Annotated in this window: 15 protein-coding genes; 8 read left to right on the top strand and 7 right to left on the bottom strand. The window is 71.2% G+C overall.

All coding sequences use genetic code 11. The features are described from left to right. Positions 1-71 precede the first annotated feature (71 nt). A complete protein-coding gene (locus ACFWY5_RS08420) occupies positions 72-1,799 on the top strand; it encodes a substrate-binding and VWA domain-containing protein (RefSeq protein ID WP_379630925.1) in 1,728 nt (575 codons plus the stop codon). Between the two features lie 57 nt (positions 1,800-1,856). Here the strand turns inward: ACFWY5_RS08420 and ACFWY5_RS08415 are convergent, their stop codons facing one another. The 4 genes from ACFWY5_RS08415 to cofD all read right to left on the bottom strand — a co-directional run bounded on the left by ACFWY5_RS08415 (position 1,857) and on the right by cofD (position 5,229). Continuing rightward, the gene (locus ACFWY5_RS08415; protein WP_379630924.1) at positions 1,857-2,312 is read right to left on the bottom strand and encodes a DoxX family protein; all 456 of its coding nucleotides are present in this window, start codon (positions 2,310-2,312) and stop codon (positions 1,857-1,859) included. Beyond that, the gene (locus ACFWY5_RS08410) at positions 2,284-3,024 is read right to left on the bottom strand and encodes a lytic polysaccharide monooxygenase (protein ID WP_379609884.1); all 741 of its coding nucleotides are present in this window, start codon (positions 3,022-3,024) and stop codon (positions 2,284-2,286) included. Before ACFWY5_RS08410 ends, ACFWY5_RS08415 begins: the two co-directional genes overlap by 29 nt. A gap of 97 nt (positions 3,025-3,121) precedes the next feature. Next, positions 3,122-4,294, bottom strand: coding sequence for a coenzyme F420-0:L-glutamate ligase (locus ACFWY5_RS08405; RefSeq protein WP_379630923.1), 1,173 nt, complete (start codon positions 4,292-4,294; stop codon positions 3,122-3,124). Further along, positions 4,291-5,229: a 2-phospho-L-lactate transferase gene (cofD, locus tag ACFWY5_RS08400; protein WP_379630922.1), complete on the bottom strand. Its 939-nt coding sequence runs from the start codon at positions 5,227-5,229 to the stop codon at positions 4,291-4,293. Before cofD ends, ACFWY5_RS08405 begins: the two co-directional genes overlap by 4 nt. Positions 5,230-5,395: 166 nt before the next feature. Between cofD and ACFWY5_RS08395 the strand changes: the two genes are divergently transcribed. Together ACFWY5_RS08395 and ACFWY5_RS08390 are read left to right on the top strand one after the other, a co-directional pair. Beyond that, positions 5,396-7,312 carry a hypothetical protein gene (locus ACFWY5_RS08395; protein ID WP_379630921.1) on the top strand — a complete coding sequence of 639 codons (1,917 nt, stop codon included), beginning with the start codon at positions 5,396-5,398 and terminating at the stop codon, positions 7,310-7,312. Positions 7,313-7,629: 317 nt separating this feature from the next. Beyond that, complete coding sequence (locus ACFWY5_RS08390; RefSeq protein WP_184957754.1) at positions 7,630-7,890, top strand: WhiB family transcriptional regulator; 261 nt, start codon at positions 7,630-7,632, stop codon at positions 7,888-7,890. A 65-nt stretch (positions 7,891-7,955) separates the two neighbouring features. Here the strand turns inward: ACFWY5_RS08390 and ACFWY5_RS08385 are convergent, their stop codons facing one another. Further along, entirely contained in the window at positions 7,956-8,381 is a 426-nt protein-coding gene (locus tag ACFWY5_RS08385) for a metallopeptidase family protein (protein ID WP_184957753.1), read from the bottom strand. Between the two features lie 148 nt (positions 8,382-8,529). Here ACFWY5_RS08385 and ACFWY5_RS08380 point away from each other — a divergent pair, with 148 nt between their 5' ends. The 5 genes from ACFWY5_RS08380 to ACFWY5_RS08360 are packed head-to-tail and all read left to right on the top strand — an operon-like array spanning position 8,530 to position 12,524. Beyond that, entirely contained in the window at positions 8,530-8,898 is a 369-nt protein-coding gene (locus tag ACFWY5_RS08380; RefSeq protein WP_184957752.1) for a DUF3499 domain-containing protein, read from the top strand. A gap of 30 nt (positions 8,899-8,928) precedes the next feature. Next, positions 8,929-10,293, top strand: coding sequence for a phosphomannomutase/phosphoglucomutase (locus ACFWY5_RS08375; RefSeq protein WP_379630920.1), 1,365 nt, complete (start codon positions 8,929-8,931; stop codon positions 10,291-10,293). Beyond that, positions 10,290-10,463, top strand: coding sequence for a Trm112 family protein (locus ACFWY5_RS08370; RefSeq protein ID WP_221339873.1), 174 nt, complete (start codon positions 10,290-10,292; stop codon positions 10,461-10,463). Before ACFWY5_RS08375 ends, ACFWY5_RS08370 begins: the two co-directional genes overlap by 4 nt. Continuing rightward, positions 10,460-11,560, top strand: a complete 1,101-nt coding sequence (locus tag ACFWY5_RS08365; RefSeq protein ID WP_379630919.1) for a bifunctional phosphoglucose/phosphomannose isomerase — start codon at positions 10,460-10,462, stop codon at positions 11,558-11,560. Before ACFWY5_RS08370 ends, ACFWY5_RS08365 begins: the two co-directional genes overlap by 4 nt. A gap of 43 nt (positions 11,561-11,603) precedes the next feature. Further along, entirely contained in the window at positions 11,604-12,524 is a 921-nt protein-coding gene (locus ACFWY5_RS08360; RefSeq protein ID WP_379609879.1) for a cation diffusion facilitator family transporter, read from the top strand. Positions 12,525-12,538: 14 nt separating this feature from the next. Here the strand turns inward: ACFWY5_RS08360 and ACFWY5_RS08355 are convergent, their stop codons facing one another. Together ACFWY5_RS08355 and ACFWY5_RS08350 are read right to left on the bottom strand one after the other, a co-directional pair. Beyond that, positions 12,539-14,485: a protein kinase gene (locus tag ACFWY5_RS08355; protein ID WP_379630918.1), complete on the bottom strand. Its 1,947-nt coding sequence runs from the start codon at positions 14,483-14,485 to the stop codon at positions 12,539-12,541. 24 nt (positions 14,486-14,509) lie between these two features. Then, on the bottom strand, positions 14,510-14,986 hold the full coding sequence (locus ACFWY5_RS08350; protein ID WP_379609877.1) for a hypothetical protein: 477 nt from the start codon (positions 14,984-14,986) through the stop codon (positions 14,510-14,512). Positions 14,987-14,989: the final 3 nt, after the last annotated feature.

Below are 14,989 nucleotides of genomic sequence, written 5' to 3'. Positions count from 1 at the left end.
TTCTACCTGACCTTGCGCCGCCCCCGGGCGGCGCTGGGAGAATCGTCACTCCCGAATGGAGAGGTAGCACCGTGCGGTTGGCTCGACACCGCGCCGCTCCGGCGCCTGAGCAGCGGCGGAGGCAGGCGCTCGGCCGGGGCGTGCTGGCGGGGCTGGCGGCCGTGGCCGTTCTGGTCGCCGGTTTCGTGGTCGTCTTCGGCGGTGGCGGACCCCTGTGCTCGACACGAGAGCCTGTTCTGGTCAGTGTGGCTGCCGCGGTGGATGTGGCGCCTGTGGCGATGCTGGCGGCCGAGCGCTTCAACGAGACGAAGACGGCCACGGGCGGGCGCTGCGTCCTCGTCCAGGTGACCGAGCAGCCGCCCGCGACCGTGCTGCGCACGCTGATCGGCGACCGCGCCGGCGTGCTGCGCCAGCGGCCCGACGGCTGGATCGCCGACTCCTCCGCCTGGATCCGGCTGGCCCGCAAGCAGGGCGCCAGCGCGCTGCCTGCCGGGCAGAGTACGGTGGCGACCTCGCCGCTGGTCTTCGCCACCCGCCAGTCGCTGGCCGAACGCTTCGCGGTGGGCAGGACCGAGATGAACTGGCGCATGGTCTTCCCCTCGACCGTACGCGGGCGGCTGCGCCCCAACGAGAACGAGCCCGACGTGGTACGCGTGCCCGACCCCTCGCTGGCCGGAGCGGGCATCGCCACCGTCGCCGCGGCCAGGGACGTCGTCGGCACCGGCGCCTCCGCCGACCGGGCGCTGACCGCGTTCGTCCGCTGGGCGCAGGCCGGCTCGGCCCCCGACTACCGCTCGATGCTCGCGGCGGTGGACGACCGGGCGTTCTGGCAGCGGCCGGTGGTGATCGTCCCCGAGCAGTCGGTGCGCGAGCACAACCGGCGGCCCTCCGCCGATCCGGTGGTCGCCTTACACCCGCGTGAGGGCACGATCAGCCTCGACTACCCCTACGTCGTCACCGCCACCGACCCCGAGGTGGCCGAGGCCTCCGCGGTCTTCGCCGACTGGCTGCGCGGCGACGAGGCGCAGGAACTCGTGCGCCGGGCCGGGTTCCGCTCCGGTGACGGCACGCTCGGGCCGATCTCGCCCGGCCCGCAGATCCCCGCCGAGACGCCGCGCACCCGGCCGTCCATCTCGCCGACGGAGATCGACGCGGCGCTGCAGGCCTGGAGCAGGCTGGCGCCGCCGACCAACATCCTGGTGCTGGCCGACACCTCCAAGCACATGACCGACCGGCTCGGCACCGCGCTGGCAGCGGCGAAGATCGGGCTGCAGCTCTTCCCCGACTCGACGCACATGGGGATGTGGGAGTTCGCGGACACGCTGGGCCGTACCAAGGGATATCGCGAGCGCGTGGGCCTCGGCCCGATCAACGAGCCGGAGTCCGGCCAGGTCGTACGGCGCGGCCGGCTCGACGAGCTGACCTCGGCCATCACCGTCCACCCCGGCCTGGACAGTTCGCTGCACGACGCGATCCTGAGCGGCTTTCGCGAGGTCGGCGGCGAGTTCCGCGAGGAGATGAACAACACGCTCCTCGTCATCACCGCGGGCAGGGACGACGGCAAGGGCCTGACCCGCCGTCAGCTGCTCGACCGCCTGCGCGCTGAGTGGGACCCCGACAAGCCTGTGCAGATCGTCGTCATCGCCTTCGGTTCGGGCGTGGACCGCGCGGGTCTGTCGGAGATCACCACCGCCACCAACGGCTCGCTGCACGTCGCGCAGGAGCCGGGGGAGATCATCGAGGTGTTCCTGGCCGCGCTGGCGCGCCGCCTGTGCCACCCCACCTGCAAGGCCACCTGAGGGGCCGCGGGCACCCGCCACCCGCCGCACGGAGCGGGTGCCCGTCCACAAAGACCGCTAGGGGCCTTGGGGAACTTTCATGCGGCGGCGGAGGTGTGCCACCACCGTGTCCAGCGACCACGAGCCGCTCCCGATGAGAACGAGAATCAGGAACGACCAGCAGAAGAGGGCGGCGAGCTCACCGCCGTTGATGAGGGGAAACAGCCCCTTGGGTTGGTGGACGGTGAAATAGGCGTAAGCCATCTCACCGGCGGCGAGGAACGCCGCCGCCCGGGTGGCCAGTCCCAGCAGGACCAGGCCACCCGCGACGAGTTCGATCACCGCAGCCCACCAGGACGGCCATTCGAGAAAGGCCGGTGGAGTGCCGCCACGAGGTCCGCCGAGCACGCCGAAGAGCTTGGCGGCACCGTGACAGGCGAACAGCAGCCCGACCACGATGCGGAACAGTGACACACCCGCGTCACGAACTTGCTGCTGCATGGATTCAGACCCGCTGCCAAAGAGCCGGGACATTGGGCGGTTCCCATCCCGCTATCGCGGTGTGCGACTGGAGGCAACGGTAGGACTGTCCGGCGTAGGTGACGGTGTTGCCCGGTGCGTAGGCGGTGCCTGCCGCCCAGGTGCCACCGGGGTTGGTGGCGGTGGGAGTCGGTGTGGGAGTGGTGGGGGTCGGTGTCGGAGTGGGGGTGGGAGTGGGGGTGGGCTGGCCGGGGCCGCCGCCGATGTTGACGTCGACGCAGGCGTAGAACGCCATGGCGGTGTCGGCGATGTTCCAGATGGCCAGGACCTTCTGGCGGCCGCTGAAGCCGGACAGGTTCACGTTGTGCGTGACCGTGGCTCCCGGTTGCTGGCCGTTTCCTGCGACGTAGCCGACGCGGGTGCTACCGATGTAGTACTCGTACGACAGCGTCGCGTGGCGGGCGGTGAACGTCCAGCTGAAGCTGGTGGACGAGCCTACGTTCGTCACCGGCCACGGCTTGCTCTCGTCGCTGAGCGGAGCCCAGCGGGAGTCGCCCGCGTGGCAGTTGCGCTGACCCTTGGCGCCTTCGACGCTCTGCGGCTCCCAGACGATGGGTCCGCAGTTCTGCACCTTGCCGAGCTTGCAGTTGTACTGCCGGCTCGGGGGCGAGTTGACGTAGCCGTGGGCGAGCGCCGGGGAAGCGACGAAGATCGTGGCGGATATCGCCACGAGCATCGCGCTGGCTAACGTGAGCACCCTTCTCATAAAAATGCTCCTCTACATGGGGGGATACCCCGAACATAAAGGAAAGTTTCCTAAGGGTAAATGCCTGCTTTACCCCTAAGTGCTGGGAAGAGTCAGATCAGCGCAGCACGATGCGGGCCGCAAAATCTTGGGGCTCCCGGTCCGCGGGGGTCTCGGCGGGATGGCCCACCGCCACCAGACCGATCGGCCGCCAGCCGCCGGGAAGATCCAGAATCTCCTCCGCGCCCCCCGGCGGCAGCCACGCCGAGCCGAGGCCCTCCATCGCGAGCTGGATCAACAGGTTCTGCACGGCCGCGCCCGCCCTGGCCGCCGCCTGTTCGCCCGGCACGGTCACACAGGGCACCACCAGGTACGGGGCCATCACCAGCTTCTCGCGTACGGCCGGCGACTCCACCAGGGCGAACCGGGTGTGCTCGGCGCCCGGGGCGGTGAAGGCGGCTTCGACGGCCTGCCGTACCAGCGACGGGTCGACCGGGTCGCCGGTGAAGTCGCGGACGGTGCGGCGGGCGGGGACCACGTCGCGGGAGCCGTAGCGGAAGAGGTCCTCGTCGGCGGGGCGGATGAGCGGGCGCACGCCGGGACCGTCCTGCGCGGTCACCAGGTGCGCCAGGCCGCGCACCACCGCGACCGGGACGCCCGCCAGCTTGCCCTTGACCAGTTCCGCCGCCGCGGCGATCTCGTCGGCCAGGGCGGTGACGGTGGCGTTGAGCGGGTTGCCGTAGGCGTCCTCGCCGCCGCGGAAGTCCTCCAGGGGGAGCACGCCGGCGGCGCCGATGGCCACGTCGGTGAGGCCGTTGCGCCACGGGCGGCCGAACGTGTCGGAGATGATCACGCCCACGCCGTGGGGGAGGCCGGCGCGGATGCGGCGGGCGGAGGCGTCGCTGTCCTCGGGCAGGAGCAGGACCGTGCCGGGGGCGACGTTGGAGTTGTCGACGCCCGCGGCGGCCATGACGAAGCCGTGGCGGGTCTGGGCGATGACCATGTCACCGCGCCTGGCCACGACGCGCTCGGTCTCCTCCTCGATGGCGGCGGTACGGTCGGGGGCGTGCCGGAGGCGGTTCTCGGCCTTGCTGACGATCTTCGAGGTGATGACCACGATGTCACCGGGCCGCAGCTCCGCCCCCTTGAGCAACCCGGCCAGATCGTCACCGGGCCGCACATCGGGCAACCCCAGAACCGGCACCACCCGAACCTCTCCGGAAACACCCCCTTCCGGTTCGGGGGCAGCGTCTTCGGGGGTGGGCCCATCTGGGGTTTCTGGGGTGGTCATCGGTTGAGGTCCAGGGCGAGGTCGAGGGCGGCGCGGGCGATGTCGGCGGCCGCGTCGGCGTCGTGCATGATCAGGGGGCGGGACTCGACCCGGATGCCGTCCACGGCCACCCCGTCGTCCTCCGGCGCGACCAGCCAGCCGTCGATCAGCTCCGGGCCGTAGAGCTCCAGCACCGCCTGGGCGCTGGTCTCCACCCCGATCGCGGTCAGGCACGCGTCGGCCATGCCGCGCACGGGCGCGCCGCCGATGATCGGGGAGACGCCCACCACGGTCTTGGCCAGCAGCGCGTCCCTGATGCCGGGTACCTGGAGAATCGTGCCGATGCTCACGACCGGGTTCGACGGCGGGAGGATCACCACGTCGGCCTCCTCGATCGCCTCCAGCACGCCGGGCGCGGGCCGGGCGGTGTCGGCGCCGATCAGGGCGATCGACTCGGCCGGGATCGAGGCGCGCAGCCTGACCCACCACTCCTGGAAGTGGATCGCCCGCCGCCCCTGCTCGTCGGTGATCACGACGTGGGTCTCGCAGCGGTCGTCGCTCATGGGCAGCAGCCGTACCCCGGGGCGCCAGCGCGCGCACAGCGCCTCGGTGATCTGTGAGAGCGGGTAGCCCGCCTCCATCATCTGCGAGCGCACGATGTGGGTGGCGAAGTCACGGTCGCCGAGCCCGAACCACTGCGGCTCCACGCCGTACGCGGCCAGCTCCTCCTTGACCGTGTGCGTCTCCTTCTCCCGGCCCCAGCCCTGCTCCTCGTTGATGCCGCCGCCCAGCGTGTACATCACGGTGTCCAGGTCGGGGCAGACCCGCAGGCCGAAGAGGGTGATGTCGTCGCCGGTGTTGCCGATGACGGTGATCTGGGCGTCGGGGGCGGTGGCGCGCAGGCCGCGCAGGAAACGGGCGCCGCCGATGCCGCCGGCGAGGGACACGATGTGCATGTCACCCAGTCTTCCATCTGTCCCAGAGGTCAGTCTTACCCCTCCCCATGCCAGAAAAATCCTCGCAATGAGGGACATGTGAGGAATGAGCCTCCTGGGTTCCCCGCCGCGTAAGTCGGTCATGTGGCAAACTCACTGCGGGCCAAAGGGCTCGATGGGGGTAGTTGTGAGCAAACTTGACGTCGCCCGGCTGAAAGAGCCGGCTGCCTGGATCATGCTGGCTGCCGGCGTCACGTCCACGCTGGTGGCCGTGGGCCGGTTTCTGATCGGCGGAGACGGTGCCTACGGATCGAGCATCGGTCTCACCGAGCGCGGCGCCATCTACTTCTCGAGCCTGACCAGCCCGGTCACGATCGCGCTGCTGGTCGGCGCGGTGCTGCTGCTGACCAAGGTCGGCCCGCCGGCCAAGTCGGCGGGGCCGGTCACGATGGCCGCGGCGATCACGCTGTCGGGTATGGCGCTGTTCGGGGTCCTGGCGCTGTTCGTCGCCCTTTTCGCGGGCAACGGCTTCCGCTCCATCGTCGAACTCCTCCTGACCGGCCTGCCCACCCTCGCCCTGACCGTTCTGGCGGCCCTCTACCTCATGCCGCAGGCCCTGCCCGCGCGCCGTCCGGTGACGACGTTCTCGCCGCAGCCCGGCTTCGGCCAGCCTCAGGGGTACGGCCAGCAGAGCTTCGCCCAGCAGCCCGGCTACACTCCGCAGCCCGGTTTCGGCCAGCCCGAATACGGTCAGCAGCCCGAGTACGCCCAGCAGCCCGCCTCCGGCCAGGCCTTCGCCCAGCCCGCCCCGGGCCAGACGTTCGGCCAGCAGCCCCCGTCGGGCCAGCAGCCCGCGTACGCCCAGCCCGGATACGGCCAGAGCCAGCCCGGCACCGGCCAGCAGGGCTTCGGCCAGCCGGGCTTCGCCGGCGCCGACCCCGGCCAGCAGCCCGGCTACGCCCAGCCCGACCCCGGCCAGCAGTACGGCCAGCCGCCCTTCGCCCAGTCCGAGCCCGGTCAGCCCGGTCAGCCCTTCGGCCAGCACGGATTCGGGGCCGAGCAGGAGGCGTACCAGGGCTTCCAGCAGCCCGCAGCCCCCGAGCCGCCCGCGCCGCAGCCCAGGGCCGCGCTCCCCGCCGCCCCCGAGCCCCAGCAGTACGCGCAGCCCGAGCCCGAGCAGTACAGCCAAGACCCCCAGCCCTACAGCCAGGAGTCACAGCAGTACGGCCAGGAGCCCCAATACGCCCAGCCCGCCCAGAGCGGCGCGTACACCACGCCCGGCTACTCCTCGCAGGACACCCCCAACGTCTACGCGCCGGAGCCGCCCCCCGCCCAGAGCGGCTACAGCACGGTCGACACCGCGCCCCCCGCCGCCGGCTACGCCCCCGCCGACACGGTGCCCCCGTCGGGCGGCTACACGCCGTCGGAGACGATGCCCGACTCCGGCTACACCCCGGCCCCCTACGTCCCGGCCGACAGCCAGCCGGACGTCTACCGCCAGCAGCCCCAGTCCGGCGCGTACACGGCTCCCGACCCCAACCCGTACGCCCCGCCGCAGAACCACGACGCCTATGCCACCCCGAGCTCCTTCGCCCCGGCGGCCGACGCGCCCAACCCGTACGCGCCGCCCCAGGACGGTCAGGCGGGCACGCCGTACTACGAGCGCCCGCCCGCCTTCGAGCAGCAGGGCCAGCCGTTCACCGGCGTGTCGGGCCAGGAGTACGCCCAGCCGCAGCACTACCAGGAGCCGGACCCGCCCGTCGACCCGCGCTCCCAGCAGTTGCTCGACGCCTACCAGCAGGCCGAGCACTACCAGCACTCCACCGCCGGCACCGCACCCGACCTGCGCGTGCCGGACTACACGGGACAGGCGGGCCCCTACGACGACCCGTTCGGGCACCCCCAGCAGCAACCCCCGGCACCCCAGCAGCCGCAGCAGGCCTACCAGCCCGGCTGGAACGGCGGCGAGTCGCCGGCCGAGTCGACCGTCCGGCTTGACCAGTCGATGTTCCGCGGCGGCGACGCGCTGAACGACCCGCCCAGGCAGGGGGACGACCCGATCGACCCCACCGCCATATACACCCCCAACGAGCCTCGCAGGTAATGAACTGGCTAAGCACGGCTAGAGAGAAGGTGGGCCACGGGCGGGGGTCAATCCCGCCCTGGTACGGTTTCGACCGCTGAGAGCGCGGAACACGCCAGGTCAAGGCCATGGTTCATGGAAACCGCCGGGCGCGAACATCACATGCCAAACACACCGGGGCGAGATCTGGTCTTTCCCCGGATACCGGCATGCCGCTTGACGTCACGTACGGCACGCGCGTGTAATTACAACCATGTTGTTACGCCTTCCTGTGGGTGGGTAATAAGGAAGGCGTTCATGGGGGGCTCCATTGCGGGCGGGCGGCAGGGAGGTGCGCAGTGACCGATCTGGTCATCGCACAGGACCAGCTTGATGCGGAAGAACTCGGCTGGCAGGAGCGCGCACTGTGTGCGCAGACGGATCCGGAGGCGTTCTTCCCGGAGAAGGGCGGCTCCACACGCGAGGCCAAAAAGGTCTGCCGGACGTGTGAGGTCCGAGCCGAGTGCCTGGAATACGCGCTGGAACACGACGAGCGGTTCGGCATCTGGGGAGGGTTGTCCGAGCGGGAACGTCGGCGGATCAAGCGCCAGGCCGTATAGGCAGATATCCGGTTCAGGGGTCACGCGGCATCGTCCGCGTGGCCCCTCGCCGGTTTTCGGTCAGCTCAGCCGTGGGTGTCGAAGCCCGGATCGACCTCGTCCGGCGAGCGGCCGAGCAGGAACGCCACCTGCTCCACCACCGTGTCGTGCACCAGCGCGCCCAGCGTCTCCCGGTCGCGCGAGCGGGCCTCCAGCGGGCGGCGGTAGACCACCACGGAGGCGGGCTGGGCGCCACGGGCCGGCTCGGCGCGGCCGAACGGGATCGGGCCTGAGCGGCCGGGGCCGTCGCCGAGCTCGCTCAGCGGCGGCACCTCCTCCACGGCGAACTCCACCGCCGCCAGCTGCGCCCCCCAGCGCGGCTTGAGGCGCTCGACGGCGTCCAGGACGAAGTCGTCGAAGCGCTCGCCCCTGGACTTCGCGATGGGCACGTGGGAGGGAGCCAGCGGGCCTCGGAGGCCGCGACCGTGGCGGTCACGGCGTCGTGGAGTCATCCGCACAGTTTACGAGGAGCGGCCGCCGTACTGCAGCATTGGTACAGGTGGGTGTAAAGCCTGCGACAGGTGTCCGAATTGTGGCGACACGCTCGTTAAGAGCGCTCAGATAGTGGCGCCTCGGACTCTTACCAGATACGGTCCCTCCGTGAGCCCCGTCCGCCGCTGTTCCCGCACCGCTTGCAGCCAGCCTGCCGTCTTCACGCTCACGTACGTATACGCCGACTCGACCGCTGTTCTCGGCCCTCTGGCGACGTACGCCGAGCCGCACTGCTATGACCTGTGCGCCGAGCACGCCGAGCGGCTCACCGCCCCCCGCGGCTGGGAGGTGGTGCGGTTGCCCACGGACGGCGCCTCACCCAGCTCGGACGATCTCGAAGCGCTCGCCAACGCCGTCAGGGAAGCGGCCAGGCCGAGCCCCTCCGGCACCGAACCCGTCGGCCAGGGAGTCGAGGTCGGCCGCAGGGGCCACCTGCGCGTGCTCCGCTCCGCCCAGCAGCAACGCGGCGACCGGTAGGCTCGTCTCAACGACGACCTAGGAGCAGGAGTGGGCGATCTCGCCAAGATCTTCAAGGCCTACGACGTACGCGGCGTGGTGCCTGACGAGCTGGACGAGCCGATCGCCGAAGCCGTGGGGGCGGCCTTCGTCGACGTGACCGGCGCGACGTCGCTGGTCGTGGCGCGGGACATGCGCACCTCGGGAGTCGCGCTGGCCGGAGCCTTCATCCGGGGCGCCACCGGGCGCGGAGCCGACGTGATCGACGCCGGGCTCGGCTCCACCGACCTGCTCTACTACGCCAGCGGCAGCCTCGACCTGCCCGGCGTGATGTTCACCGCCAGTCACAACCCGGCCCGCTACAACGGTCTGAAGATGTGCCACGCGGGCGCCGTCCCGGTCGGCTCCGACACCGGGCTCACCGCGGTGCGCGATCGCGCCGCCGGCCTGCTCGCCGCCGAACTGCTCGCCCCCGGCTTGGAGCCGGGCGCGACCCGCGGCTCGGTCACCGAGAAGGACCTGCTCCACGGCTACGCCGCGCACCTGCGCGGGCTGGTCGACCTGCGCGCGATCCGGCCCCTGCGGGTCGTCGTCGACGCCGGCAACGCGATGGGCGGCCACACGGTGCCCGCGGTCTTCGACGGCCTGCCGATCGAGGTGACGCCGCTCTTCTTCGAGCTCGACGGCACCTTCCCCAACCACGAGGCCAACCCGCTCGAACCGGCCAACCTGGTCGACCTGCAGCGCGCGGTCATCGAGACCGGCGCCGACCTCGGCCTGGCCTTCGACGGCGACGCCGACCGCTGCTGGGTGATCGACGAGCGGGGCCGCTCGGTCTCGCCGTCGGCGGTCACCGCGCTGGTCGCCACCCGCGAGCTGGCCAAGCACCCGGGCGCCAAGATCATTCACAACCTGATCACCTCGCAGGGCGTACCGGAGATCGTCCGCGAGCACGGCGGCGTGCCGGTACGCACCCGCGTGGGCCACTCCTTCATCAAGGCCGAGATGGCCGCCACCGGCGCCGTCTTCGGCGGGGAGCACTCGGCCCACTACTACTTCCGCGACTTCTGGTTCGCCGACTCGGGGATGCTGGCCGCCATGCACGTGCTGGCCGCCCTCGGGGAGCAGGCGAGCCCGCTGTCTGAGGTCGTGGCCGCCTACTCGCGCTACCACGCCTCCGGTGAGATCAACAGCACCGTCGCCGACCAGGCCGGTGCGCTGGCCAGGGTCCGCGAGACGTTCGGCGGCCGGGGCTCCTTCGACGAGCTCGACGGGCTGACGGTGAGCGGCTCCGGCTGGTGGTTCAATCTGCGTGCGTCCAACACCGAGCCGCTGCTCAGGCTCAACACAGAAGCGGCCGACGAAGGCAAGATGACGGCGATCAGGGACGAGGTCCTCGCCGTCGTAAGGAGTTGAAAGTGAAGATCGACGACTGGCTGCTCGAAATCCTGGCCTGCCCGGCGTGCAAGTCCGCGCTGCGTGCCGAGGCGGAAGCCGACGAGCTGGCCTGCACCGGATGCGGTCGCGTCTATCCGGTACGCGACGACATCCCCGTCCTGCTGGTCGACGAGGCCAGGACTCCGTGAATTGGGAGTCCGACCGGCTCGATGACCAGCGATTCCTTACCGACAACGATCCCGGCGGCATGCTGCTGGCGGTCGCCGCCTCCGCCGCGCAGGTCCGGATGGGGCAGCGCGCCGCGGCCGAAGCCGGCCTCGCGGAGCTGCGGGGCCGTCCGAGAGCCGTCGTGGTCGTGGGCATGGGCGGCTCGGCGATCGTGGGGGACATCCTGGCGGCCGTCGCCGGCCACGGCGCGCCGCTGCCGATCCTGACCGTCCGCTCCTACCAGCTCCCCGGCTGGGTGGGCGCGACCGACCTGGTGATCGCGGTGTCGGCCTCCGGACGTACCGAGGAGACGTTGTCGGCGGCGACCGAGGCGGTCAGGCGCGGCTGCACGCTCGTGGCCGTCGCCTCGCCCGACTCGCCGGTGGAGTCGGTGGCCAGGCAGGCTGGCGGCATCTTCGTGCCGGTGCAGGCGACCGGGCAGCCGCGGGCCAACGTGTGGCTGCTGGCCGTACCCCTGATCGTGGCCGCGGCCGGGCTGGGGCTGGCGCGGGTGGACGAGGCGCTGATCGAGGGCGTGGCGAAGTCGCTGGAGGACATCGCGCACCGCTGCCGTCCCTCCAGCGAGTCGTTCATCAACCCGGGTAAGCAGCTGGCGATGGAACTTGCCGAGAGCGTGCCCATGATCTGGGGTTCGTCGCAGGTGAGCGGGGTGGCGGCGTACCGGATGGCCTGCCAGCTCAACGAGAACGCCAAGTATCCCGCGGTCTTCGGCGAGCTGCCCGAGGCCAACCACAACCAGGTGGTCGCCTTCGACGGCCCGCTGGCCAAGCGGGACATCTTCGCCGACGAGGCCGGGCGGTCGCTGCGGCTGGTGATGATGCGGGACGCCGACGAGCACCCGCAGGTCACGCGGCGGCGCGAGGCGTCGGTGCGGATGGCGCGGGACCGCGACGTCGCGGTCACCGAACTGACGGCCGAGGGCGCTCATCCGCTCGAACGGCTGGCCTCCCTCATCGCCCTCGGCGACTTCGCCAGCACCTACCTGGCGCTCGGCTACGGCATCGATCCGACGCCAGTGACAGCGATCACAGAACTTAAGGCGAGGATTTCCCAATAAGATCCGGGATTGATCTGATCGACCCTATGAGTGGAGATTCGCAGTGAGCGCGAGTGGCGGTACCAAAGCGATCGTCGCGGCTCTGGTCGCGAACCTGGCCATCGCCGTGGCCAAGTTCGTGGCCTTCGTTTTCACCGGCTCGTCCTCGATGCTGGCGGAGTCCATCCACTCGGTCGCGGACTCGGGCAACCAGGCCCTGCTGCTGATCGGTGGCAAACGGGCCCAGCGGGAGCGGACCAAGGAGCACCCGTTCGGCTACGGCCGAGAGCGATACTTCTACGCGTTCGTCGTGGCCGTGGTGCTGTTCACCATCGGTTCGGCGTTCTCGATCTACGAGGGCATCCACAAGCTGAGCTCTGACGAGGAGCTGGGGAACCTCAACTGGGCCATCGGCGTGCTGATCTTCGCGATCATCGCCGAGAGCTTCTCCTTCCGCACCGCGATCAAGGAGTCGAACGCGGTACGCGGCAAGCAGGGCTGGGTGGAGTTCATCCGCCGCTCGAAGTCGCCCGAGCTGCCGGTCATCGTGCTGGAGGACCTCGGCGCGCTGCTGGGCCTCATCTTCGCGCTGTTCGGCGTCTCGATGGCGGCCATCACCGGCGACCCGGTCTGGGACGCCATCGGCACGCTGATGATCGGTGTGCTGCTCGGCATCATCGCGATCATCCTGGCCATCGAGACCAAGTCGCTGCTGCTGGGCGAGGGCGCCTCGCCCGACGTCGAGCAGCAGATCAGGGCCGCTCTGGAGAACGCCCCCGAGGTCACCCGCGTGATCCACATGCGCACGCTGCACCTCGGGCCGGAAGAGCTGCTGGTCGCCGCCAAGATCGCGGTCGAGCACGACGACACCGCGGCCGAGGTGGCGCGCGGCATCGACGAGGCGGAACAGGCGATCCGCGCGGCGGTGCCGATCGCCCGCGTCATCTATCTGGAGCCGGACCTGGACCGCGCTCCGTCCGCCTGACGCATGGGCCCCCGTTACTCGGGGGCCCAGACCGCGGTGAAGAACGGGTGGTCGGCGGTGCCCGAGACCTGCAGGGCTGCCGGGTAGTAGCCCTTCGGGGCGATCTGGCGGAGCTTGGTGCGGTAGGCGTCCGGGGTGAGGTCGCCGTAGTGGAAGTAGGCGCTGCTCTCCTTGCGCCACACCGCGCTGTACCGGCGATCCGGGGTGGCCGCCACCATCGTCGGGCGGTAGCCCCGCGCGTGCAGGCGGTCGTAGGCGCGCTTGTGCTGGGCCCAGCCCAGGTCCACGGTGGCCCGCCAGTCGGCCGTGTCCACGTTGGGCTCCCAGACGGCGGCATAACGGCGGTTGCCCGCGGGGCCGTAGGCCGAGACCCAGCGCAGGGTCATGCGGCCGCGGTCCTGGTAGTGGCGGAGCTTGTCCTGGAACTGGGCCTTGGTCATCCGCCAGAAGCTGTGGTTGACGGCGGCGCCGTCCTGCTTGACCATCACGCCGGCGTACGTGGCGTTCTCCCACGCGCCCAGCCCCGCGATCAGCTTGAGCCGGTAGCCGGCGGCCATCGAGCGGGTCAGGAAGCGCTTGGCGGCGTCCGGGTTCAGGCCGTGGAACAGTCGCGGCGCCGGCCCCCGGCGCTTCACCCACACCGCCGTGTACCGCTCGCCCGGCGCCAGGCTCAGCGACGTCGGCTGGAATCCGGCCGCGACCAGCTTGGCGGCGCGGGCGGCGTGCGCGGCCCGGGGGAGGTTGTAGTAGATCCGCACGTTCCCGGTGGTCTGCTCTTTCGGGTACGGCGAGGCCGGCGCGGCCGTCGGGGGCCGGGTGGTGCCCGGTTCCGCGGACTTGCCCGGTTCGCGGGCCGGGGCGGCGGAGGGGGTCTCGGTGGCCTGCCCGGCGGATTTGCCCGGTGGCGGCTCCGTGCCGGGCTGCCGGGCGGCGGCGGTGACTCCGGGGCCGGGGGTGCCGGCCGTACCGGAGTCGAAGGCTCTGACGGCGAAGACGCCGCCGACGGCGGCGGCGACACCCACCAGCGCCCCCACGACCCGCACGGCCCTCCCACGGGCTCTCACGCGGCCGCTGGGCGTCTCCGCGCGGTCCTGGGCGCCCGTCTCCTGGCGGGGTGCCGCTTTCGCGGGGGCCGGTTCCGTCCTGCCGATGGGCGGGGGCGGGAGGTGGCCGACGGTGGTGAGTTCGAGGAGGAGGCCGGCGGCGGTGGGGCGGGCGGCGGGGTCCTTGGCCAGGGCGGCGGCCACCGGGGCGCGCAGGGGTTCCGGCAGCGGCGACAGGTCGGGGGAGTCGTTGAGAATGCGGTGCATGACGGCGGGGATCTCCGCCGCCTGGAAGGCGTGGCGGCCCGTGGCGGCGAAGTACACGACGGCGCCCCAGGCGAACACGTCGGAGGGCGACTCGGCGCGGTGGCCGAGGAACGACTCGGGGGCCAGGTAGAGAGGCGTGCCGACGACGTTGCCCGAGGTGGTGGCGGTCATGTCGGAGGTACGGGCCACGCCGAAGTCGATCAGGCGCGGCCCGTCGGGCCCGAGCAGCACGTTGGCCGGCTTGAAGTCGCGGTGGACGATCCCGGCCCGGTGGATGGCGGCCAGCGCCATCATGAGCCCGGAGGCCAGCCGCATCAGGGGTTCGGGCGCGAACGGGCCGGTGGTGGAGACGGCGCGGGCGAGGCTGGGGCCCTCCACGTACTCGCTGGCGATGTACGGCCGGGGGCCGTCGAGTGAGGCGTCGACGATGCGGGCGATCCAGGCGGGGGAGACCCGCTGGGCGGCGGCCAGTTCCTTGGCGAAGCGGTCGCGGAGTTGCGCGTCGCCCCTGGTGTGCAGCACCTTCAGGGCGAGTTGCCGCCCGTCGGCGGCCTCGGCGAGGTAGACCACGCCTTGACCGCCGTCGCCCAGCCGGCCGCGCAGGCGGTAGCCGGCGATCGTCTGCGGATCATCAGACGTCAGGGGCTGCATTCACGGGATATTAGAGGAATCGGGCTACTCGTGCCCGGTCAGGCAGGATGTCCCGGCGTCGGTCTGGTCGAACAGACACCGGCCTTCCTTGTCCAGCGTCACGACCTTCTTCACGGCCCTGAACTGCAGCAACGTCTTGCCGATCGTGTGCAGGACGCGGGCGTCGCCGCCCACGCCGAGGCCGTAGACGGTCCGGCAGAATCGCAGCGTCGCCGTACCTGAGGCGATCTTCAGCTGGAAGTCGGCGCCGCAGTCGGAGCGGCCGCGGATCTGCGCGCCCAGCTCGGAATGGAGGCCCCGGCGCTTTTCCGCCTTGGTGGGGCCGTTGATCAGCTGTTCGACGGAGAAGCGGGCGACGCCCCGGTCGGGCGCCTTGCGGGTCACGGCCACGGTCTTGCCGGGGATGCCGAAACCCTTCGAGAAGTAGACCTTGACGGTCTGAGCGGTGCCCGCGTGCGCGGGTGAGATGGCGAGGACCACTGCCATCAGCAGCTCTTTCATGCT

The organism is Nonomuraea sp. NPDC059007 (assembly GCF_042740555.1).
GTDB lineage: Bacteria > Actinomycetota > Actinomycetes > Streptosporangiales > Streptosporangiaceae > Nonomuraea.
This window is presented reverse-complemented; position numbering and strand designations above follow the sequence as displayed.